Origin of the sequence: Rhodococcus sp. NPDC059968 (assembly GCF_042738615.1) — a bacterium.
Taxonomy (GTDB): Bacteria; Actinomycetota; Actinomycetes; order Mycobacteriales; family Mycobacteriaceae; genus Rhodococcus_F.
Map to the genome: position 1 here is coordinate 53,638 of NZ_JBHWUE010000027.1, position 19,430 is coordinate 73,067.

A 19,430-nucleotide genomic window follows, 5' to 3' on the forward strand; every position below is an offset into this window, starting at 1 on the left:
CTCGGCCCGTTGAATGACTTCCTCAGGAAACCGTGCCCTCGGATCGGGTGCTCGGGGTGTGTGCGGAGCGGTTACACCGCGGTGGTGATGGCTCCGGTCGGGAGGGTGAGCTCAGGGTTCCGGGATGCGGGGTGAACCGTGTCCCGAGGCGCCCGAGGCGCCCGAGGCGCCCGAGGCGCGCGGATGTATCGATGTTCTCAGAATGCGCAGTCCCGGCAGATCAGCTGCTCACAGCCGAATCGCGATCGCCGACGCAACGACCGGCGCGGATGTCCCACCGCTGCGCGCGAGTTTTACGATCGCCCTCACCACCGCCCGCGATCTGGTGGTACTCGCGTCAGGCGTGATCGCCGGCACGACCATCGATCTGGTCGGAAAGATTGGCCGCGCAGTCCTGGCCGAACTCAATCCCGAACGCCGAGCACGTGATTGCCCCCGCGTGGTCAAACGAGCGATCTCCAAACACCGCGCCAAAGGCGCCATCGACCGCACCAACTATGCCACGGTCAACATTGCCATCAACGTTCTCAAACCGCCCGATTGGACAGACAGCTCAAACCCTTAACTGCGCGGCATTGGGGCTAATGGAGGACCCACCGGCGTCTGACAGGTCGGCGGGCCACAGCACAGATCGAGGAGAACTCCCAACGTGACCGCTCCGACACCCCGCCCGGATGGCACCAGGACCCGGCAGATGCGAACCTGCTGCGCTACTGGGACGGAACGCAGTGGACCGAGCAGACCCAGCCAAAGCCGTCCCAGACACCCACTCCACGGAAGAAGGGCGGCGTGGGGAAGGTCCTGCTGATTCTGGCGGCGGTGCTGGTAGTCATGGGAATTCTCGGTGCGGTCTTCGGTGGTGGTGACAAGAAGGACGACAAGCCGGCGGCCGCGGCGGCGACAACGACCGCCACCACGACACAGATCACCACGACACGGCCTCCAACGACGTCGGCGGCACCCTCGTCGACCACTCCACCGGTCGCGGCCGCACCGACCACGACGCAGGCCCCAGCGTCGCGACCCGCGGTTCCGGCTTCTGACCCGCGCTGCGCCCCGGCGAACGAAACGCTCGTGGCCCTCGTCGAGTCAGGGTTCTCCGCGTCCGGCCTTTCGCTCATCAACGGCACAGTGATCGACTCCGGCCCCTACACGTTCCTGGGCGGCACCACCGTCGACACGACCGGCAAGATGAAGAATCGCTCCGATGTCTGGGTGATCTCGAACGGCGCCGTCTACTCCTCGACCGGCGGCGCCCGCAACACCACCACCTGGCCCAAGGCCAGCGCCACCCCCCTGAAAATCTACCCCGGTGACGAGATCGTCCAGGCGCTCGACACCTGCGTCGTCAACCTGACGCGGTGAGCAGAGCCATGACATCGGAGAGCGATCCCACCACACTGCCTGACACCTTGTGGCACTACACGACCGCCGCGGGCTTCCTCGGAATCCTCGGCAATGCAATGACGCTCCCGCCGGACAACGAGGCCGGGGATGTCACGACCGCGTCGTCCGACGGGTTCACCGTTTCGGGATCGGACTTCCAGGCGGTGTTTCGCGCAACTGCAATCGAGTACCTCAACGACCATCAGGAACTCATCCACGGGTTGCAATTCCTCAAACAACCCATCATGGACTACGCCGAGTTGGAAGCAATCAACTACGGGCCGACCGACCGGCACGAGATCGCCAACCCCGCGGACAACCCGAGGACCCGCCTACGTAGTCGCTGGTAACCCCGCGCGGCTGGGTTTGCGTTCGTGGACCAGCACTTCTCCCGATAGACAAATTAACGGGCATCGATCTGTCCTAGGCTCGAAGTGGTAATCGGTACTTACCGAATCAAGGAGTCCGCATTTAGCTCGCACGAGAGCCAAATACGTTATCCCGCTGCCAGTTCCGTCGGAGGTGCGGTGATGGCGTCGTAGAACTGGAAGGCACTCGCGACAGCGACAGGGCCACCCACGATGATGGTTCCTGCGACGGCGCCGATTGCACCTGCGGCGGCGCCGGTGACCAGGCAACCTCCGAGAAATCCGGGGACCGCGAGCGTGCCGATGCTCGGAACCGCAACGGCCGAACCGATGAGTGCTCCTCCTGCGATGCAGCCAATTCCGGCGCCGATAGCTGTGCCGATAAGGCTGCCGAGCGTGACACCGAGGGCGACTTCGGTGCCGAAGTTGATCAGCGCGAGGCTGAATTCCGGCGACTGCACGTCGAGTGCTACGTTCGTCAGTGGGAGGGCCGTATCATTCAACGGGGTCGCTGATGCGGGGTTGGTACTCGGTGTCAGTGTTGCGGTGTTGCCGTTGATTTGAGCGGCGATGGGCCATTCCTTGTTGTCGCGTTGGTATGTCAGGGGTACGCCTGCAACGAGGTTTCCGGCGGCGTCGAGGACCTGGAACTGATTGTCCTGTGTCGTCAGCGTGCCGGCATCCGTGGTGAGGACCACCGAGTGATCGACGATGCTGGCTTGGTAATGAATGCCCGGCAGGATGTCGGTTTGTACGTGGGAGTCGGAGGGAGGCTCGACGCCTGGGGCGGCGTGGACAGTGCCTGCCGCGACGAACGTCGTGGTGAGTGCGAGTGCGACTGTAGTGGTCAGGTAAGCGATCTTCACGGTGGATTCCATCTTTCAGCGGGGTGTGGAGAAGCGTCAGTTCGCCGAACGAGAAGTCCCGAACGGGGATCGCAGGGTTTGCGCCGGGGCCTGCTCCGGCGACGTCCGAGTCCGGGCGCAGGAGATTCAGTGAGGTCCGTAGACGATGATCGTGTTGCCCCAAGGGTCCTGTGCTACTGCTCGTATCTCGTGAGGTCCTTGCGCGGGTTCTCGGAGCACCCTTCCCCCTGCTTCTACGAGTGCGCCGAGGGTGGCCTTGACGTCCGAGACTTTGAATGAGGCGGCTGGGGTTCCCCGGGTGAGGTCCTCTTCCGGGCCGGCCAGGGCGAGTACGGTTCCGCCGGCGTCCAGTGCGGCGTATCGGTCGCCGTCTACGAAGCGGGGTGCGAGGCCAAGCGCGTCGCGATAGAACTCCACTGCCGACTGGACGTCAGCCACCGGATGTAATACGTTGCCGATCTTCGACGGCGTAGTTTCGTTGTCGGGGTTCGACTTCAGCATGTTGTGTTCCTCTTGATAGTCCAGGGTGGCGGCCTCATGACGCGCTGGGTGTTGCTCAGGGTGGGCTGCCGTTGCCGCTTCGGTCGATATTGGTCGCACGCGGGAAGAGTTGTTCTCAGGTGCGGCGATCCGGGGGAGGGAGGCGGTGGTCCACGCGCCGCCTTCGTTTCATTCTTCGAAACGGTGTTTCTGTCGTTGGTACGGCGAGTGTAGAGTTGCCAGGGTGCCGTTGACAAGTACTGTTTCGAACCCGCGCCGACTCGCTCTTACGTCAGCGCCCACAGCAGGGCATAGTCGGGTTGCGAGGCGTTCATCCATGTCACCGCTTCGCCCTGTAGCGTCCGAACAATGACGATCTCCAACTCGCGAGCGCTGGTTGAGGCCCCCAGGCTGTCGGATCTCGATCGCAAGATCATTGACTGCCTCAAGGTCGACGGGCGGATGTCTTTTCGTCAGGTCGCCCGTGAGACGGGTGCCTCGGAAAAATCGGTACGCCGCCGCTATCAAGAGCTGCAGTCCGATGACGTCGTGGAGATCGCGTGCTTCATCCACCCCAGCTGGACCCCCCAACATGGGTGGGCCGTTGTCGGTGTCGTCGTCGATCCGGGGGGCTCGGTCATCGCGGCGGCGAATACGCTGGCAGCGATGAGCGAGGTCGACTACGTGGCAATCGTGGCGGGCCGATTCGATATCTTCGCCGAGATCGTCTGCGAGACTCGCGATCAGCTACTCGAGTTCCTCGACGGTCCGCTCAGGCGTAGCGGAAACTTGAGCCGAATCCATGTGTATCCGTACCTGGAACGTTTCTACGATGAACGAGCGGGTCCGGGGTTGTTCGGGCCGTCCCCGGAGACGACCGAACTGTCCGCCATCGATGTCAAGATCGTGCAGGAGTTGTCGATCGATGGGCGGGTGCCCTTACGCACGGTCGCCGAGAACATCACTGAGTCCGAGGTCCTGGTGCGGCGGCGGTTGAAGCGAATGACGGATGCAGGGCTACTGCGGATCACCGCTGTTACCAACCCCGCAACCAGTGGTCTCAACGCGGGCGCGTCGGTGGCGGTGCAGCTCGGACCGGGGGCATCGGCGCGGGTTGTCGCAGACAAGCTGTCAGCTGTGCCGGCGGTCAACTACATCGCACTGTGCGCAGGTGGCGCGGATATTTTCTTCGAGTTCCTTGCCCGCGACGAGGGCGAGCTGGGCGTCCTACTCGACGAGCAGATCCGCCCGATCGAGGGAATTCAGCGGCTCGAGACGTTCACCTACTTGAAGCTCCACTACAAGTCGTCACGACTACACGCCGCGTCCCAGATATCGTCCCTCGTGAACAACTAGAACGTCATCGGAATTCCGTTGTTGCCGAGACGGGAGCTCCGACGGTCCGAGATCTCCTGCGGGATAAGACAGCGGGGCATCACAAGCCGCACACCATAGTCCTGTGACAGGGGCCGGGACTGCCTGATCAGCAGCCCTGTCGACAACGCACGCACTATCGCCTGGATCCGACGGTCGGCCCGGTCCCACCCGTTCCGCGAGTTCTCCATAGGCGCGGCGAACGTACCGGGGGAGCAGGTCGGTGCGCGCCAAGGTTACTGCGCGCACCGTACCGGCGGCACCACGCCATCGCGATTTAGTCCAGCTTTCACTGGAGCAATCGGCATCGGCACGGGCGGGTGCTGGTTGGGTGCCAGGGGGAGCCGGCGCCGTCCCTCACCGCGCGACCCGGCCGGGACGAACCGTGAGCGCGGAGCTGATCACCCGCGCCGTCTCACACACCCAGCTGCCCCACTCCGGAACTCGGTCCGGAACGAACCGGATGTCGGGCATGGAAATCGCTACCGCTGCCACGGGTCGACCCGCGTTGTCGGTGACGGCGGCCGCGATCGCGCAAACATGCTCGCGGTTCTCCGAGATGTTGACCGCGTACCCGCGCTCGCGCACTTCGAGGATTTGATGTCGCAGATACCGCGGATCGACGCTCGTGTTTGCTGTGGGCTTGTCCAGCGGTCGGGAGAGGACCGCAGTCATCTCGTCGTCGGGCAGCATCGCCAGGACCGCCTTGCCGCTGGCACTGGCGTGAAATGGGGTGGAGGCGCCGATGGGATTGAACGTGCGCACCGCCTGCACCGAGTCGATCCGCTCGATGAGGATGAGTTGGACATCTCTGTCCGGAACCGAGAAATGGATGGTCTCGGCAGTCCTTTCGCCGAGCGCATTGAGGTGTGGCAGGGCGATATCCCGGATGCCGGAGAGTGGCTCATGGCGACGCGCAATCCCCCACATGTGCGGACTCAGCTGCCACCGCGTGACCGGATCCGCAGACGTCTCTGCCCAACCCTCCTGCTCGAGGGTGCGGAGAAGTCGGAACACCGTCGACTTCGGCAGTTCGAGCTGCCTCGACAATTCACCAACTCCGATGGGAGCAGACTGGTCGGCGATTGCGTCCAGGACCCGGAGTCCGCGGATGAGAGTTTGGGTCCCGGATTGGCCACTTGGGGGCCGAGGCACGGCAGAGTTCCCAGTCGAATCCGCAGGGTCCGTTGTCATAGTTCCCGTCCTTTCGGGCGCGGGCGCCCGACGATATGTCCGATTAGTCATCATCCTGCCGAGAATTGGACCACTCTGCGGCACGAGCTAGTTATTCGGCCGGTACAGGCGGTCTTTTGCCTGTTCCGACCCTTGTCGACGACCAATCGCTGTCCTACACTCACCGTACCAATCATAGAAACAACGTTTCAACCAATGAAACGCCCGCGATGGTGGGCATGGGCGGCGTCGACGGACACAAAGCCGGTACGGCGGTCCTGGAATTGAGTTGACGGCCCCACCGACAAAGAAGGATCGGAATGGCAATTACTGAGAACGCAAGCCTCCAAATCCGGGGTGAGATTGTCCGGGAGGGTGATCCCGCATTCGATCAGGCGTTCGCTATCTGGGATGGCGGCCATGGCCAACGGCCCGCCGTTGTAGCTCGATGTCTGGACGCTGATGATGTCAGCGCGGCCGTCCGGTATGCGCGCGACAACAACCTCGAAATCTCGGTTCGGTGCGGGGGCTACAACCCCAACAATTACGCCGTCAACGATCGCGGCCTGGTGATCGATTTGCGTCAGATGGACGGCGTGAAAATCGACCCCGACACGCGGCGCGCACGAGTGGGCGGCGGAGCAATCGCAGGTGACGTGCTCACGGCAGCAGGAAAATTCGGCCTGGCTCCGGTATCGGGAATGAGCTACCGGGTTGGCTTCGCCGGACTGGCGCTCAGCGGTGGGGAAGGGTTCTTCACCGGCAAGTACGGGATGGCCTGTGACAACATCGTCGGTGCCACCCTCGTCACCGCAGCGGGAGAGGTGATCCACTGCTCGGACGATGAGCGACCGGAACTGTTGTGGGGAATCCGTGGCGCCGGCCCGAACTTCGGGGTGGTCACCGAAATCGAGGTCGCCCTGCACGCACTCCCCGGCAGCGTCCTCTGTGGCGTCCTCACCTGGATGCCTGCTCCCGAGGAACTGTCGGGGTTCCTGGCATCACTCCTGACCGCATACCTGGCCACAACCGATGGTCTGTACCCCACCCTGTTGATCGGCCGGGACGACTCGGGCGCTGCACAGATTTCTCTGGCCATCTGCCACATCGGCCCTCCGGAGATCGCGGAGCAGGAGGTTGCACAGATCCGCGCGCTGGCCCCGGCCGTCTACGACGGAGTCGAGCGCACGTCATACCCCGAGGCGATGATTGCACTCGACGAACTCACCAAGGAACAGTTCTATCCCTCGCCGGACGTCGCGCACAGCCACTGCTGGGCCGACCATGAGTTGGTGAGCTCGCCGGAGCGTTTCGGTGAGGTCATTGCAAGCACTATCGACAGGCTTGTCACCGAACCGGACCCGGGGATGGCGATGATGATGTTCGAGGTTCTCGGCAAGAAGCTGGTGAATACTGTCGGCGCTCCGGCCAAACATCGCAGTGCTCCCGGCGTGATGGTCTCCGCCGAATGGGCGGACGCGGCGCAAACCGACCGATTCACCACTTTGGTCAAGGATCTGGAGGAAACGCTCGTGGCCAGAGGGGTGGTCTCCGCGTCCTCGGGCTTCCTCCACGGCTTCTCCGAGGTGACCCCCGAAATGGTCGAAGAAAACTATGGTCCCGCGGCTTATCACCGGCTTGCCAAATTGAAAGCGCAGTACGACCCGGAGAACATCTTCCATCTCAACTACAACATCACGCCTGCCGGCCAGTAGAGGCGAGCGCTGGCTGGTCCTCAGTCAGATGGGTGAAGTTGCCCCCATCAAGTCGGTTCCAGACAGATCCTGGCAATGGCCAATCGGACCCGAGGCACCGAGGGTGCGCTGTGCCTCGGGTCCCTCACCAAGTTGCCGTCCCCGCTATCTACCAGGCACGAAGCGAAGGCAAGACCACGCGATCTTGGTGGTCATTGCCGCCGGACGTAAGTGCAGCCAACTCCAGAATGGCGAGCGGATACGGATCAATTCGCAATTCGGTTGCGAGGGTCCGTGCCCACCCGGTCGGAGCCGTCGGAATCATCCACTTCCGAACTGCACCTTGCACTCCCGAATTGAAAGACAAGTGTCGCGAACAACGGCCGAATGGCGACGCTAAGAGACATCGCGTCCTTCCGACGATCCGGGGTGGCGAATTGGCTCGGTACGTGATAGCCCGGAGGCGATTTCGTGACGTCGCTTCCAAACTTTTGCATCGGCCGGCGCCGGTCGCGAGGAACTCCGATGAGATTGTTCAGTCAACAGTGGGAAGAGTGTGCGTGCACCCAATCGACTGCTGATCCCAGCTGCGGTCCGCTGCGACGGAACGGCTCCATCCTGTTGAACAGGAAGCGGCTCTATACCCCGATACCACACCCGTTGATTTGGCAACGGTTCCCCTGTCACTTCGTCTCCGGCACCAGGCGCGGTGTCGATCGCTGAAAACCATACCCCCACAGCATCATTAACCGGACGCAGGAATTCTCACCGAGCTGCGTCACATCTGACATCTCGACCGCGACGCGTAGTCGCCGCGGTGTACATGGCGCTCTATCCGCATCGGATGAACGGTATCGGCACGGCGCACCTTCCCCACGGGTCAACCGACAGAAGGGCCCGTCAACCCCCACAAGGAAAGAATAAGGAAAGAATACTGTGACCATTCAGCAACTCACCAAACGGTTCAGGTTCGCCCAGCAAGCACCGACCGGCGACCACCACCAAGAGCACCGACTTCGCGGCAACCTGGGGCCGCTGTACCTGCTCTTCACTGTCTTCAGCTACAACGCACCCCTGGCCGCCGTCGTGACCTTGTTACCGATCACCATCGGCTACGGCAACGGGATCGGTGCCCCCATGGCGTATATCGGTGCCGCGATTCTGGCCGCTCTCTTCGCGGTCGGCTTCCTCAAGATGGCACGGCATGTGAAGAATCCCGGCGGCTTCTACTCCTTCGTATCAGTCGGCCTCGGCCGCGAAGTGGGACTCGGCGCCTCATTCCTGGCCTTCATCTGCTACTACCTGTTAATGCTCGGCGCCTACACCTACATGGGCATCGCGGTGCGGGACTTGGTCACCGACATGTTTCACGGTCCCGCTATCTCGTGGTGGGTATGGACTCTCGTCCTGCTGCTCGTGGTGGCCGTACTCGGCTACATGAAGCTGGATGTGTCGGCCCGAGTGCTCACATGGCTGCTCGCCGCCGAAACGGTAGTTGTTATCGTGCACGACGTCCTCGTAGTGGCCCACGGAGGTGCTGAAGGCTTGACGAGTAATTCGCTGCTGCCATCGAACATCTTCTCCGGCTCGATCGGCCTGGCATTGCTGTTCGCCATGCTGTGCATGTCAGGCTTCGAGGCCACCGTCATCTTTCGAGACGAGACTCGCGACCCTGATCGCACAATTCCCCGCGCCGTGTACGGATTCATCGCGGTGGCCGGTGTGCTCTACTCCGTGACAGCCTGGGCCGTCATCGTGGGCCTGGGCGAAAGCACCGCGGTCGCAACGATCGCAGCCGACCCGACGCGCACCTTCATGCAAACCACTCAGATGTACATGGGTACCGTTGGCGTCCACGTCGTCATCGTCCTGCTGAACACCAGCCTCTTGGCTTCCATTCTGGCCACCCACAATGTGCTCAGCCGCTACGCGTTCAACCTGGGGGTCGACGGCATCCTGCCGCGCCGCCTCGGCAACGTGCACCGTGTCCAGGGCTCCCCCCATGTGGCCTCAATAGCAGTCAGTGTTGCCTCCCTGCTAGGAGTTCTCCCGGTCATCGTGTTCCACGCGGCACCCGAAATCGTCTACGCACAGTTCGCCGGCGCCTTCGGATATGCCCTTATCCTGCTACTGATGGTCACCAACATCGCGATCGCCGTGTACCTGATCCGGAAGCGACCGGAGGGCGCCGGGGTATGGCACCGGATGATTGCGCCTGGACTGACCTTCGTCGGTCTCGGTGTGACGCTCTACCTGGCGACTACCAATATCGACCTACTGATCACGGCAGGGGATGGGGTGGTCGCCTCGCTGCTCGGGACGCTTTACGGAGTAGTCGTTGCGGGCATTCTCCTGGCCATCGTCCTGAAGCGGCGGCGTCCGGACACGTACGCCAGGATTGGTCGGCAATAGCCCGACCGGCACCGGCACCCAGAGAACTTGTCTCTGCGTTGTCGTGGCCGTCGCGGTGATGACCTTCGGACTGGTAGGGCCGCAGAACGGAACCCTCCCCGCCCGCCCTGTACTGATCCGGTAAACCGGACCAACGTCCATGGCATCTGGAAACCCCCGCCACTCATGGAGCAGCATGAGTGGCGGGGGAGTATCGGCGGCACCGGGACACATCAAGTGCCGCCGAAGAATCAGACGCGGCATCACACTGTGCAGGTATCGCGAACGATCTCTTGCACCGTGAGAGCCACTGTCGGGGGACTGGCGGGGGTGGGACTGGTTGCTGGCCGCGTTCTGGGATTGCCCCCATCGGGGAAGCTTCTCCGCCTCGAAACCGATCAAACCGGAGATGACCGTATAACACTCCTCCGACGCGGTCAATAGGACGCAAATAGTCATTATCTGAGCGGGAATCGCCGCAAAAAGCTTGACCGGTGGGTGAACGGCAGGCATGCTGGAGTGAACAAGGTCGACGCCACGATGTACCGGTTTCTCTCGCGCTCTGTTGAGGGCACGCACCGCGAAACGGGCGGCGCCGGCCCCGACGGCAGTAGGGATGACTTCAATGAACGGTCTCGTGTTCTGGTTCCGGTTGGTGATGCAAGCACGCGCGCTGGTGCGTGAATACAGCCTCTACGCAACGGAGTTCGTCACCGACGAACCCACAATAAATGGCAGGCGCCCGGACGGGCCGCCGCGGCGCGACCCCGCTTCGTCGAGAAAGTGTTGAACCACGATGCAGACAATCGGAACACTCCTCCTCGACCAGGAGGAACTGCGCAGAGTATTTGGGTGTTATCCGAGCGGCGTCGCTGCACTGAGCGCTCTGGTAGGCGATCAACCGGTCGGCATGGCCGTCAGCTCCTTCACCTCGGTGTCAATAGATCCGCCGCTCGTGTCAGCCTGCATGCAGGCCAACTCGGCGACGTGGCCGCGCCTACGGGATTCCGGGCGGCTCGGTGTCAGTGTGCTCGCACAAGGACAAGACGGAATTTGCCGGTCGCTGTCGAGCAAGCATGGTGACCGATTCGCCGGAGTCGACTGGGAATCCAGTTGCAACGGTGCGGTATTCGTCCACGGGGCGACGCTCTGGCTGGACTGCTCGATCTATGATGAGCTCCCGGCGGGAGACCATACAATTGCGTTGCTCGAGATTCATGGAGCCCATGCCAGCCACGACCATGAACCGCTCGTATTTCACGCGAGCCGCTTCCGCGAGCTGGCCGCTGTAGACGCCTCACGGCCCTCGAAGGAAACCTGACATGGCGCCCAAGGCCGGCCGGGCCCTGCGAAACGCGGAATTCAACGACGGGCTGATCACACGCGCGCTCACAGCACTCAAAGCTGGTGATCCCATCGTCGTTGTCGACGCCGAGGACCGCGAGAACGAGGGCGACCTGATCGTCGCCGCAGAACGCATCACCACCGGCACCATGGCGTTCCTAGTTCGCCACACATCGGGGTTCGTATGCGTTGCGCTGCCCGGCGAAGAATGTGATCGTCTCGATCTGCCACCGATGTGTTCGCGCACCCAGGACCACTTCGGCACCGCGTACACCGTGACAGTGGACGCGGCCAACGGTGTCACCACGGGTATCTCGGCGGCGGACCGTGCGCACACCGCACGCGTGCTCGCTGATCCCCAGACGAAGCCCTCCGACCTGACCAGACCGGGACATGTGGTGCCGCTGCGCGCCCGCTCAGGCGGTGTGCTCACGCGGCCCGGCCACACCGAAGCGGCTGTCGATCTGGCGCGGCTTGCGGGACTGCGCCCGGCCGGTGTCCTGGCCGAAATCGTCAGCACACGCAATCCTCATCAAATGGCACGCCGTCCCGAGCTCGAGGATTTTGCCGCAAAGCACGGATTGGCGATGGTCTCCATTGCAGACCTCGCGACGTACCGAAGGCGAACCGAGGCCCGAGTTGTCCGCCTCGCGGCCGCCAACCTTCCGACCGAACACGGCGGTTTCCGAATTCACGGATACCGCAGTCTGCCTGACGGTGCAGAGCACATCGTCCTGCAGTGCGGCGACCTCGATGACGCCGCCGAGCCGGTGCCCGTCCACATCGAAACCGAATGCATGTTGGGTCACATCTTCGGCTCCCAAGTCTGTCACTGTGGGAGGCAGCTCGCGAAAGTCATGGATGAGATCGCGGCATTGGGCCGCGGCCTCGTTGTCTACCTCAGGCCTCCAAATCCCACCCAGGACGGACGTACACCCCTCATCGGGCAATTGACGCGCAATGGACGTTGCGCGATCAGCGACGACACCGACGCCTCTGCGCTGCTCACCGACGTCACAGCCCGCATCCTCGACGACCTCGGTATCGAGAACGCTGCCTTGATCCCAAGCGAGGCAGACACGGATGCGGTCCACCTCGGAGGGCGAGGATGCACTCTCCAAGATGAAGGGAAAACACCATGACGAACGTAGCCGACACGCGAACAGTCACTGGCCCAGTGATCCACGGAGACCAACGTGGCCGCGAATTAGGTTTTCCCACCGCCAATGTCGAGCTAAACGATGCAACTGCGGTGGACCTTCGCGACGGTGTGTGGGCCGGCAGCTGTGACGTCGCCGACGGCCGCGTCATACCGGCGGCAATTTCCATCGGCAGGAGGCCCACCTTCTATGGACGGGTCGGGCCACGCCTGCTCGAAGCCCACCTTCTCGACTTCCAAGGCGACCTCTACGGCAAGATTGTGACGGTTCGCCTAGAACACTGGATCCGGGCACAGGCCGAGTTCTCGTCCAAGGACGAGCTGATCGATGCTCTCACCGCAGATGTCGAGCGTGTCCGTGACCTCGCCGCCAGTGAAACACCCAGGTAGCCCCCCGGCGCAAGTGCTTCGTGCCAGGTAGTGGTGTCGCAGCGGGCATCGGACGCGCTGCCCACCGTTCGGTTTCTCAATATTTCGATGAGCGGTGTCTCGTCCCGAGGTTCAGCCGACACACGCACACGCAAATTTCGACTTTGGACAATGAAAGAAGGGTTCACGATGCACACTGCAGACCAACTCCACGCGTCCATGTTCTCGGTTGATCTCGACGGCAGGCCGGCGACGATCAACGATCTATTCCCCAACTGGGGACCGGCCGATCGATTCGGGATCGTCGTAGACGAGCCGTTCGGCGGCGTCGGAGCCAGCATCTTGATCCAAGCTGCGATCACCGCCTTCTTCGACTGCGTGCCCGTGCGGCGCACAGAATTCGCCCAGTACCCCGAGATATACCTCTTCTCGGTCGGCGGGTCGCAGGGTGACCACAGCATGTTCGATTTCTGGCCACCACGGAAGGACGTCAGGGTTGCCCGCGATCCTGTCGCGCTGCTCGAGGCGATCAACGACAGGGCAATCACGCGGCTGGCCGTCCCCGAAGGAATGCCCCTTCATGTGGAGTATGCAGAACGCATGGCAGCTGGCTGGAGTGAGACCAACAGCGCAATAGAGCGAGTCCAGAGTGTATTCGTCTATGCACCAAGCGGCGCGGTGGCGCAGCCAGATGTGGTCCTGAGGGCAACGAGCCCTGAGTTGGAATCCAACGGTGCACGGACGCTTGATCCGCAAACCACGTTGAGCCTTGCAAATTCGATGTCCGACGAGGATTTCGAAAAGTTGGGACCTCACGCAAAGTCAGACGCAGTGCGGTTTGTCGAGTCCGTCAACGGGCGATCCAACGACTTCTCCGCGGAAGTTCGCGCCAGCGTAGCCGCCCGTCGTAGAGAGATCGTCCAGGACGGGATTGCCACGGAGACTTACCGCCGGATCAGTGTAGAGCAAGCGCTCGCGTTGCTCGTCCCAACTTCCTGATCGGCTGTGCTGTCCCGCTGATCACGACATGCACCAAGTCCCGCAAACCATGTCCACGCGCTGTTGAGTTGATTGTGGGTTCATGGTGCCAACTTCCTCGGCGAGAACCTGCGCTGGTATCCGCCAGTCGATGTTCTTCGCGATCGAGTGTTCAAGACGTTCTTCTACTTCGCGCATCACATCGGTGCCGTTGCGGACAGCTCGGTGCCCTTCGCGGACTACTGCCGAAGCAAACGAGCAGCTGCCCGCATTCAGTACTTGGGAATTGCATTCGTGCCACGCCGCCCAGGTAAGACGTGATGAGCGAAGTAGATTCCTTCGGTGAACAGACGACCAAACAGATCATGGCGCGACAACCCCGACCTTGATCCCGGTGCCCGTCCAACGGGCATGATGATTTGTGCGGTTCGAACAGCGCGCTCGAGGCCGTGGCGAAGGGTTCGACGGGTTCGGCGATGCCGGGCGGATACAGGAACCGCACGTAGCGGCTGCGCCGCTCGACGAGCGTGCCGCCCGAGGACCTGCTCGGCGAGGTTCAGACCTTCGTCCCGGAGCTTCAGTCCTGCTGCCGTTTTCGACGACATCGGGGCGTGCATCGATCGGCAGGGACGGAGTGGACAAACGAATCCGGTGCTCGTCGGCTCGGCGCCGTCGTCGTCGGACGCCTGGTCCGAGACTTGCGGGTCTGCGTGCACAAAGAACCCGGGTCGCGCGCTGTTGTAGGGGGACAGGCAGACGCGCGACCTGGGGAGACTTGGCCACTGCGGCACGCAGCGACACTATTCGTCGGTTCCACTCGTGCTTGAGAATTCCTGCACCTTCACGCCAAGGTTCAGGTCGGACCAATTTCCTGGTCCCCCGAATCGAGTGCCATGAGTGGCGATTCGTTGCCGTTCGATCTGTCTCAGGCTCATGCTCCAGCCACGTGCCTCACGACCTCCGCCCTACGATCCCATGCCCTCGGCGTATTGATAGCTCGCCTGCCCTCCCTGCGCTGTTCAGCGCAGCGGTTGGCGCAGGGGCGGTCGATGCGATCAGTGCTGCGCCGCGCGAACTAGTGAGTTTGACGGTCAAGTTGGCGCGCGACACTAGAAGATCCGGTTACGCCCAATGACGTGCGGCCGTCGGCTCGGCGGGGTTGCGGATATACGCTCGCTAAAAAGCATATCTCGTCTTGGGCACAGGTCGATTCGGGGATGACCTGCCACAATCGCTCGATGAACCGGAGCATTGTCATTCCGAAGTGCACCAGGATTTCCACCTCGGTGGCGCCCCCGAATGGTGCCCACTTGCTGGCGAACTCAATGAGGAGCTCCGCCTCGGTGTCAGGATGGTTGCGTTTGCGGTTGGCTTCGATCCAAGCGGCGCGACGCTTGGATCGCAACTGGCGATACTCACGAGAGTTCATGGGAATTCACACATCCACATAGTCGGGACAGCCGAAGCCTTGGAAGTCTTGGGACCCTCGCCGCACGAGGGATATACGGAGAGTGCCAGTCGCCCTTGACTGTCAAATTACCTATGCCACGCCGCACGACAGGGTGACCACGCCATAGGGGCATGGTCACCCTTCACCAGCTTGGTCCAAGTTCTGCTCATACCTTGGCTGGCCGGGGGAGAAATCGATCGGAGACGATTCGTAGTTGGATCTCCGAAGTGCCCTCGAAGATCTTGGTGAGTCGGGCGTCTCGCCAGTAGCGTTCGACGGGGAACTCTGTCGTGTATCCGGCACCCCCATGGATCTGCAGCGCCTCGCTGGTAACCCGTTCGGACATCTCACTGGCCAGATACTTGATCATCGAGGCTTGGTGGTCGACCGGCCTTCCTGCATCAATATCGGAAGCGACCTGATACATCATGGCCCGGCAGGTATCTACTTGCGAGACCATGTCCGCGATCTTGAATCGGATGGCTTGGAAATCGCTGATCGGCTGATCGAATTGGCGGCGCTGCTGCGCGTAGCGGATCGCGTCTTCGACGGCGCCACGGGCCAGACCTATACTCCGGGCGGCAGTCTGGACCCTCGCCGTGGACAGCACTTGAGAGATCGCCTTGAAGCCCTGATCATCTGCACCGTCCTCGACGAGCATGCTGCTTCCGGGCAGCCGGAGACCGTCGATCGCAAGCTCCCACGTCTTCCATCCGTGGTATCCGATCTTTCGCATCGGAGTGCCGACAATGCCGTCCGGAAACTGGCCACGCACTTTGGGGACGTAGAAGCTCCGGATCCCTGCATTCCGCCGGGCAGGATCGAAGGGTGTTGTGCGTGCAACAATCACGAGGAAATCGGCACGATCGGCGAAGGTGCACCACATCTTCTGGCCGGTCAGTACCCACTCGTCGCCGTCCCGTTGCGCGCGGGTCCGTATCGAGGCCACGTCCGAGCCGGCCTCGGGTTCGGAGAGGGCAAAGGCCCCCAGCCATTTGCCCGCAGCGATCTTCGGTAGGAGTTCGCGCTGCTGGGCCGCGGGGAAGGTTTTTGTGACCCCGTTGCCTCGCGCGATGAGACTTCCTACGCTGAGCCATCCGCGGGCAAGCTCCTCGGTGACCATGCAGTACTCGAAGACCCCGAGGCCGAGCCCGCCTGCCTCCTGATCCACGAGAATTCCGAAGAGTCCCATGTCCGCCATGGTTTCGATCAAATCGTCAGGGATCTGACCCTGGACGGGGTCAAGCTTGTTGGCTAGCGGCAGGACCTGGTTCATTGCCAGATCGCGGACGACTTCGAGCATCGCCTGGCGTTCTTCCGAGTGGTAGACCGAGGGCAGAATGGTTGGTACTGGGGACAGCTGACGCATTGTGTTCACTTCCTCATCGAGACCACAGGTGCAGGTATGCGGGCTACTTCGCACGAATCGGTGAAGCCGGCAGTTTCCACCGGTCGGGGATCGGCGCCCGCATCGCCACACCCGGGTGTGGGTAGGCCCTGTCCATCCAGGAGGCCTGGACCAAGTATATTCCATTTACTGGCACGTGCAATCATCGACTGGCACGAAGATGATGGCGCCCTAAGTTCTAGGGATAGCACTGCACTACACGCGCCGGACTTCTGGGAAGAATCTCAGAATAGTTGTGACAAGAGAATTTCGGGGCAATCCTGTGTTCAATTCGCGGGGTGCTGTCTTGACTTTTCGGACAGATGAAGGTGTGATCCAGGCGACGTCGATGGAATGCATGCCGCACAGTGGAACGATGGAATGCCTCGTGCCCATCGCGTGTGCCGTTCCTCGGAGTTTCCGACCTTTCCCATCACTCCAGGAGCTAAAGCATGTCTGCTACCTCGCCGCCCCCCAGAGAGCCCACCACCAGCGCACGTTTGCGACGTGTTCCTGTCGTCACGCGAATCCAGCGCGGCTGGCTGGCAGTTCTGGCGGCGATGCTGCTATTCGATATGGCCGACTCGAGCAGTTTCGCCTACGTGGCCCCGGCTATTCGCACTCAGTGGGGACTGTCGATCGGTGACATCGGAACGATCACTGCTGCTGCGTTCCTCGGCATGTTCGTCGGCTCTGTCATCGGTGGTCGGCTCGCCGACCGGTTCGGACGGAAGCGGACCATGGTCGTGGCGACCATCTTCTATTCCGTGTGCTCGCTACTGTCTGCGGCGTCGACGGGTATTTACGATCTGGCTCTGTACCGGGTGCTGACAGGTTGTGGCCTGATGGCAACGACAGTCGTGCTCTTGACGTACGTGTCCGAGATGTTCCCGAGCGCCAAGCGAGGACGCGTGCAGGCGACCGTGTCAGCGGTGAGCCTCCTCGGCGTCCCTGCGATGGCATGGCTGTCCAGGTGGATCGTTCCGATGGGCCCATCGGCATGGCGGGCGATCTTCATTCTCGGGGGAATGGGTCTGCTGGCCGCCCTCGTCTCGGTCAAAGTCTTACCGGAATCGGTCCGATGGCTCGAATCGCAGGGACGGACCGCCGAGGCGGAACTCGTCGTGGCCAAGATCGAGAACGAAGCGATGAACGCACTCGGCGAACGACTTCCGGCCGCGCAAGCCGAGGCGCTGCCTCCCGAACTCAGTCCCCGCGACTTGATCAGCGCCGGCTACCTCCGTCGAACAATTGTCCTCTGCATCACCCTCAGCTTCGCGATCTCCGCGTTCTACGGTTTCAATGCCTGGATGCCGACCCTGCTGGTCGAGCATGGGCTCGAACCATCGCAAAGTCTCGAGTACACCTCGATTCTGTCGCTAGCCGCGGTCCCGGGAGCGATTTTGGCGATGCTATTCGTCGATCGCGTGGACCGTCGAACCGCGGTATTGGTCATCTACGTGGTGATCGCGGCGTTGATGCTGGTCTTCGGGCTCGCGGACGACACCACGGTGCTCCTCGGCACCGGGTTGCTGATCACCGTCCTGCTACAAGCATCGACGGTCTGCGTGTACGCCTACATGCCGGAAATCTTCCCCACCCAACTCCGTGCGCTGGGCGCAGGGCTTGGAAATGGTGCCGGTCGACTGGCAACGTTCGTCGCGACCTTCGTGATCGCCGCGATCCTCACGCGCCTGGGATACACGGCAGTGTTCGTGAGTCTCGCGGCCGCACTCCTTTTGGCGGGACTGACGATCGGCGTCCTGGGTGAGCGGACTCGAGGGCGAAGCCTCGAAGAGATCTCAGCAGTCGCTGAAGCGGGGAAGTCAGGTGCCGGCCGGCCGGCCGAGGAAGACGTAACCAATGTGACCTGACCGGTACCCCGCCCCAACCACGTGGCCGCTCGACATGGAACCCCAGTCGGGCGGCCCACAGGGTTGAGACGCGCGGTCGCCGAAAGTCGCGACGTTCCGTGAAGTACCTACATCTCCAACGCCAGCCTCTCCAACGCCAGCCTCGTCAGTGGTAGGCAGTATGAGATCTATGTAGACGCTGGTCTGAGACTGCCCTGGGGTGGTAACTCGCCAGGTCCACGCAAGGAGTCCATGCCGGGGGTCCGACAATCTGGTCAGCTATGACGCAGGTGTTGATGCCGCACCCTCGGCGATCGCCACGCGGATGCAGGCTGCCTGGCCCTCTGCGGCCAGTCGAATGCTAGCGGCCTCGTTTTGCTCGTGCACTGCACGTTTGGTGTGCGCGACCGTGGCCCGGGGTAGGCCAGCAAGGTGGTCGGCGTATTTCTCGGCAGCCCCGATCAGATCGGCCTCGGGAAGGCTCTGCAGTGCGAGTCCCCACTCGACGGCTCGCCGGCCCGATAATTCCTGGGCGGTCAGGATCAGGTGCAGGGCCCGTTCACGTCCGACGATGTCGCGAAGCCATGCTGTACCTCCGGCATCGGGTATGAGGCCGTAGTCGATCTCACGCAGTGCCATCCGTGCTGTATCGGCGACCAGTCGGATGTCGCACGCCAGGGCGAGCTCGAATCCGATCCCTATCGCGTGGCCGTGTACCGCGGCGATGACAATGAACGGTGCTGTGCGGATCCAGGCAAATGCCCGCTGTACCTCGACGATGTGGGCGGTGATCGGATCAGGATCGCCCTCCGGTAGCGTCGCCATCCGCCGGATGAAGCCGTCGGCGGTGGTGACCTCCTCGAGATCGATTCCGGAGGAGAACGATCTGCCGCTGCCGTAAACGATGACAGCCCGCACGGTGTCGTCATCGCAGAGCACGCGGCCAACGTCCGTCAACTCGCGCCACATCTGAGTGGTCTGCGCATTGTGTCGATGGGGCCGATTGAGGCGAAGGTGGCGAACGGGACCCTCACCGGAGATTTCGATGGTGCCGTAGTCGCAGGCGCCGGTATCTGCAGACTGACCGGCCGAAGACCGTGTTGTGAACACATTCATGACTTTTCGCGCTCGCTTACTTGTGGAGGGCGGCGGGCCCTC

17 protein-coding genes are annotated in these 19,430 nt (G+C 62.3%); 11 read left to right on the forward strand and 6 right to left on the reverse strand.

Annotation, left to right across the window (positions count from 1 at the left end; translation table 11 throughout):
• Positions 1 to 124: 124 nt before the first annotated feature.
• From ACFWAY_RS22090 to ACFWAY_RS22100, 3 genes are all read left to right on the forward strand, one after another.
• Positions 125 to 565, forward strand: a complete 441-nt coding sequence (locus ACFWAY_RS22090) for a hypothetical protein (protein ID WP_378512129.1) — start codon at positions 125 to 127, stop codon at positions 563 to 565.
• A 224-nt stretch (positions 566 to 789) separates the two neighbouring features.
• The gene (locus ACFWAY_RS22095; protein ID WP_378512130.1) at positions 790 to 1,365 is read left to right on the forward strand and encodes a DUF2510 domain-containing protein; all 576 of its coding nucleotides are present in this window, start codon (positions 790 to 792) and stop codon (positions 1,363 to 1,365) included.
• An 8-nt stretch (positions 1,366 to 1,373) separates the two neighbouring features.
• Complete coding sequence (locus tag ACFWAY_RS22100) at positions 1,374 to 1,736, forward strand: hypothetical protein (RefSeq protein ID WP_378512131.1); 363 nt, start codon at positions 1,374 to 1,376, stop codon at positions 1,734 to 1,736.
• Between the two features lie 146 nt (positions 1,737 to 1,882).
• Here the strand turns inward: ACFWAY_RS22100 and ACFWAY_RS22105 are convergent, their stop codons facing one another.
• Positions 1,883 to 2,620: a hypothetical protein gene (locus ACFWAY_RS22105; protein WP_378512132.1), complete on the reverse strand. Its 738-nt coding sequence runs from the start codon at positions 2,618 to 2,620 to the stop codon at positions 1,883 to 1,885.
• A gap of 126 nt (positions 2,621 to 2,746) precedes the next feature.
• The gene (locus ACFWAY_RS22110; protein WP_378512133.1) at positions 2,747 to 3,121 is read right to left on the reverse strand and encodes a VOC family protein; all 375 of its coding nucleotides are present in this window, start codon (positions 3,119 to 3,121) and stop codon (positions 2,747 to 2,749) included.
• 348 nt (positions 3,122 to 3,469) lie between these two features.
• Here ACFWAY_RS22110 and ACFWAY_RS22115 point away from each other — a divergent pair, with 348 nt between their 5' ends.
• Positions 3,470 to 4,456: an Lrp/AsnC family transcriptional regulator gene (locus ACFWAY_RS22115; protein ID WP_378512134.1), complete on the forward strand. Its 987-nt coding sequence runs from the start codon at positions 3,470 to 3,472 to the stop codon at positions 4,454 to 4,456.
• Between the two features lie 375 nt (positions 4,457 to 4,831).
• Here ACFWAY_RS22115 and ACFWAY_RS22120 read toward each other — a convergent pair whose 3' ends face one another.
• On the reverse strand, positions 4,832 to 5,722 hold the full coding sequence (locus tag ACFWAY_RS22120) for an IclR family transcriptional regulator (protein ID WP_378512135.1): 891 nt from the start codon (positions 5,720 to 5,722) through the stop codon (positions 4,832 to 4,834).
• A 245-nt stretch (positions 5,723 to 5,967) separates the two neighbouring features.
• Between ACFWAY_RS22120 and ACFWAY_RS22125 the strand changes: the two genes are divergently transcribed.
• The 6 genes from ACFWAY_RS22125 to ACFWAY_RS22150 all read left to right on the forward strand — a co-directional run bounded on the left by ACFWAY_RS22125 (position 5,968) and on the right by ACFWAY_RS22150 (position 13,603).
• A complete protein-coding gene (locus ACFWAY_RS22125; protein WP_378512136.1) occupies positions 5,968 to 7,362 on the forward strand; it encodes an FAD-binding oxidoreductase in 1,395 nt (464 codons plus the stop codon).
• Positions 7,363 to 8,277: 915 nt separating this feature from the next.
• Positions 8,278 to 9,753, forward strand: a complete 1,476-nt coding sequence (locus ACFWAY_RS22130) for an APC family permease (protein WP_378512137.1) — start codon at positions 8,278 to 8,280, stop codon at positions 9,751 to 9,753.
• Between the two features lie 775 nt (positions 9,754 to 10,528).
• Positions 10,529 to 11,053, forward strand: a complete 525-nt coding sequence (locus ACFWAY_RS22135) for a flavin reductase family protein (protein ID WP_378512138.1) — start codon at positions 10,529 to 10,531, stop codon at positions 11,051 to 11,053.
• Position 11,054: 1 nt separating this feature from the next.
• On the forward strand, positions 11,055 to 12,218 hold the full coding sequence (gene ribB, locus ACFWAY_RS22140) for a 3,4-dihydroxy-2-butanone-4-phosphate synthase (RefSeq protein WP_378512139.1): 1,164 nt from the start codon (positions 11,055 to 11,057) through the stop codon (positions 12,216 to 12,218).
• Positions 12,215 to 12,625, forward strand: a complete 411-nt coding sequence (locus ACFWAY_RS22145; RefSeq protein ID WP_378512140.1) for a riboflavin kinase — start codon at positions 12,215 to 12,217, stop codon at positions 12,623 to 12,625. The genes ribB and ACFWAY_RS22145 overlap by 4 nt, the downstream gene beginning before the upstream one ends.
• Positions 12,626 to 12,775: 150 nt before the next feature.
• Positions 12,776 to 13,603, forward strand: coding sequence for a hypothetical protein (locus ACFWAY_RS22150; protein ID WP_378512141.1), 828 nt, complete (start codon positions 12,776 to 12,778; stop codon positions 13,601 to 13,603).
• Positions 13,604 to 14,657: 1,054 nt separating this feature from the next.
• On the opposite strand, the gene ACFWAY_RS22155 is transcribed toward ACFWAY_RS22150, so the two are convergent.
• Both ACFWAY_RS22155 and ACFWAY_RS22160 read right to left on the reverse strand, forming a co-directional pair.
• Positions 14,658 to 15,011: a hypothetical protein gene (locus ACFWAY_RS22155; protein ID WP_378512142.1), complete on the reverse strand. Its 354-nt coding sequence runs from the start codon at positions 15,009 to 15,011 to the stop codon at positions 14,658 to 14,660.
• A gap of 187 nt (positions 15,012 to 15,198) precedes the next feature.
• Positions 15,199 to 16,401 (reverse strand): acyl-CoA dehydrogenase family protein, encoded by a 1,203-nt coding sequence (locus ACFWAY_RS22160; protein WP_378512143.1) that lies wholly within the window; start codon positions 16,399 to 16,401, stop codon positions 15,199 to 15,201.
• A 470-nt stretch (positions 16,402 to 16,871) separates the two neighbouring features.
• Here ACFWAY_RS22160 and ACFWAY_RS22165 point away from each other — a divergent pair, with 470 nt between their 5' ends.
• Positions 16,872 to 18,293, forward strand: coding sequence for an MFS transporter (locus tag ACFWAY_RS22165; RefSeq protein ID WP_378512144.1), 1,422 nt, complete (start codon positions 16,872 to 16,874; stop codon positions 18,291 to 18,293).
• Positions 18,294 to 18,551: 258 nt separating this feature from the next.
• On the opposite strand, the gene ACFWAY_RS22170 is transcribed toward ACFWAY_RS22165, so the two are convergent.
• Complete coding sequence (locus tag ACFWAY_RS22170; protein ID WP_378512145.1) at positions 18,552 to 19,388, reverse strand: enoyl-CoA hydratase/isomerase family protein; 837 nt, start codon at positions 19,386 to 19,388, stop codon at positions 18,552 to 18,554.
• Between the last annotated feature and the right edge of the window lie 42 nt (positions 19,389 to 19,430).

What these genes read in the sequence shown, in the direction of transcription:
- ribB (WP_378512139.1), top strand. Translation starts at nt 11,055, where the DNA reads ATGGCGCCCAAGGCCGGCCGGGCCCTGCGAAACGCGGAATTCAACGAC.
- ACFWAY_RS22145 (WP_378512140.1), top strand. Translation starts at nt 12,215, where the DNA reads ATGACGAACGTAGCCGACACGCGAACAGTCACTGGCCCAGTGATCCAC.
- ACFWAY_RS22100 (WP_378512131.1), top strand. Translation starts at nt 1,374, where the DNA reads ATGACATCGGAGAGCGATCCCACCACACTGCCTGACACCTTGTGGCAC.
- ACFWAY_RS22155 (WP_378512142.1), bottom strand. Translation starts at nt 15,011, where the DNA reads ATGAACTCTCGTGAGTATCGCCAGTTGCGATCCAAGCGTCGCGCCGCT.
- ACFWAY_RS22165 (WP_378512144.1), top strand. Translation starts at nt 16,872, where the DNA reads ATGTCTGCTACCTCGCCGCCCCCCAGAGAGCCCACCACCAGCGCACGT.
- ACFWAY_RS22125 (WP_378512136.1), top strand. Translation starts at nt 5,968, where the DNA reads ATGGCAATTACTGAGAACGCAAGCCTCCAAATCCGGGGTGAGATTGTC.
- ACFWAY_RS22170 (WP_378512145.1), bottom strand. Translation starts at nt 19,388, where the DNA reads ATGAATGTGTTCACAACACGGTCTTCGGCCGGTCAGTCTGCAGATACC.
- ACFWAY_RS22115 (WP_378512134.1), top strand. Translation starts at nt 3,470, where the DNA reads ATGACGATCTCCAACTCGCGAGCGCTGGTTGAGGCCCCCAGGCTGTCG.
- ACFWAY_RS22160 (WP_378512143.1), bottom strand. Translation starts at nt 16,401, where the DNA reads ATGCGTCAGCTGTCCCCAGTACCAACCATTCTGCCCTCGGTCTACCAC.
- ACFWAY_RS22120 (WP_378512135.1), bottom strand. Translation starts at nt 5,722, where the DNA reads ATGATGACTAATCGGACATATCGTCGGGCGCCCGCGCCCGAAAGGACG.
- ACFWAY_RS22110 (WP_378512133.1), bottom strand. Translation starts at nt 3,121, where the DNA reads ATGCTGAAGTCGAACCCCGACAACGAAACTACGCCGTCGAAGATCGGC.
- ACFWAY_RS22150 (WP_378512141.1), top strand. Translation starts at nt 12,776, where the DNA reads ATGAAAGAAGGGTTCACGATGCACACTGCAGACCAACTCCACGCGTCC.
- ACFWAY_RS22090 (WP_378512129.1), top strand. Translation starts at nt 125, where the DNA reads ATGCGGGGTGAACCGTGTCCCGAGGCGCCCGAGGCGCCCGAGGCGCCC.
- ACFWAY_RS22135 (WP_378512138.1), top strand. Translation starts at nt 10,529, where the DNA reads ATGCAGACAATCGGAACACTCCTCCTCGACCAGGAGGAACTGCGCAGA.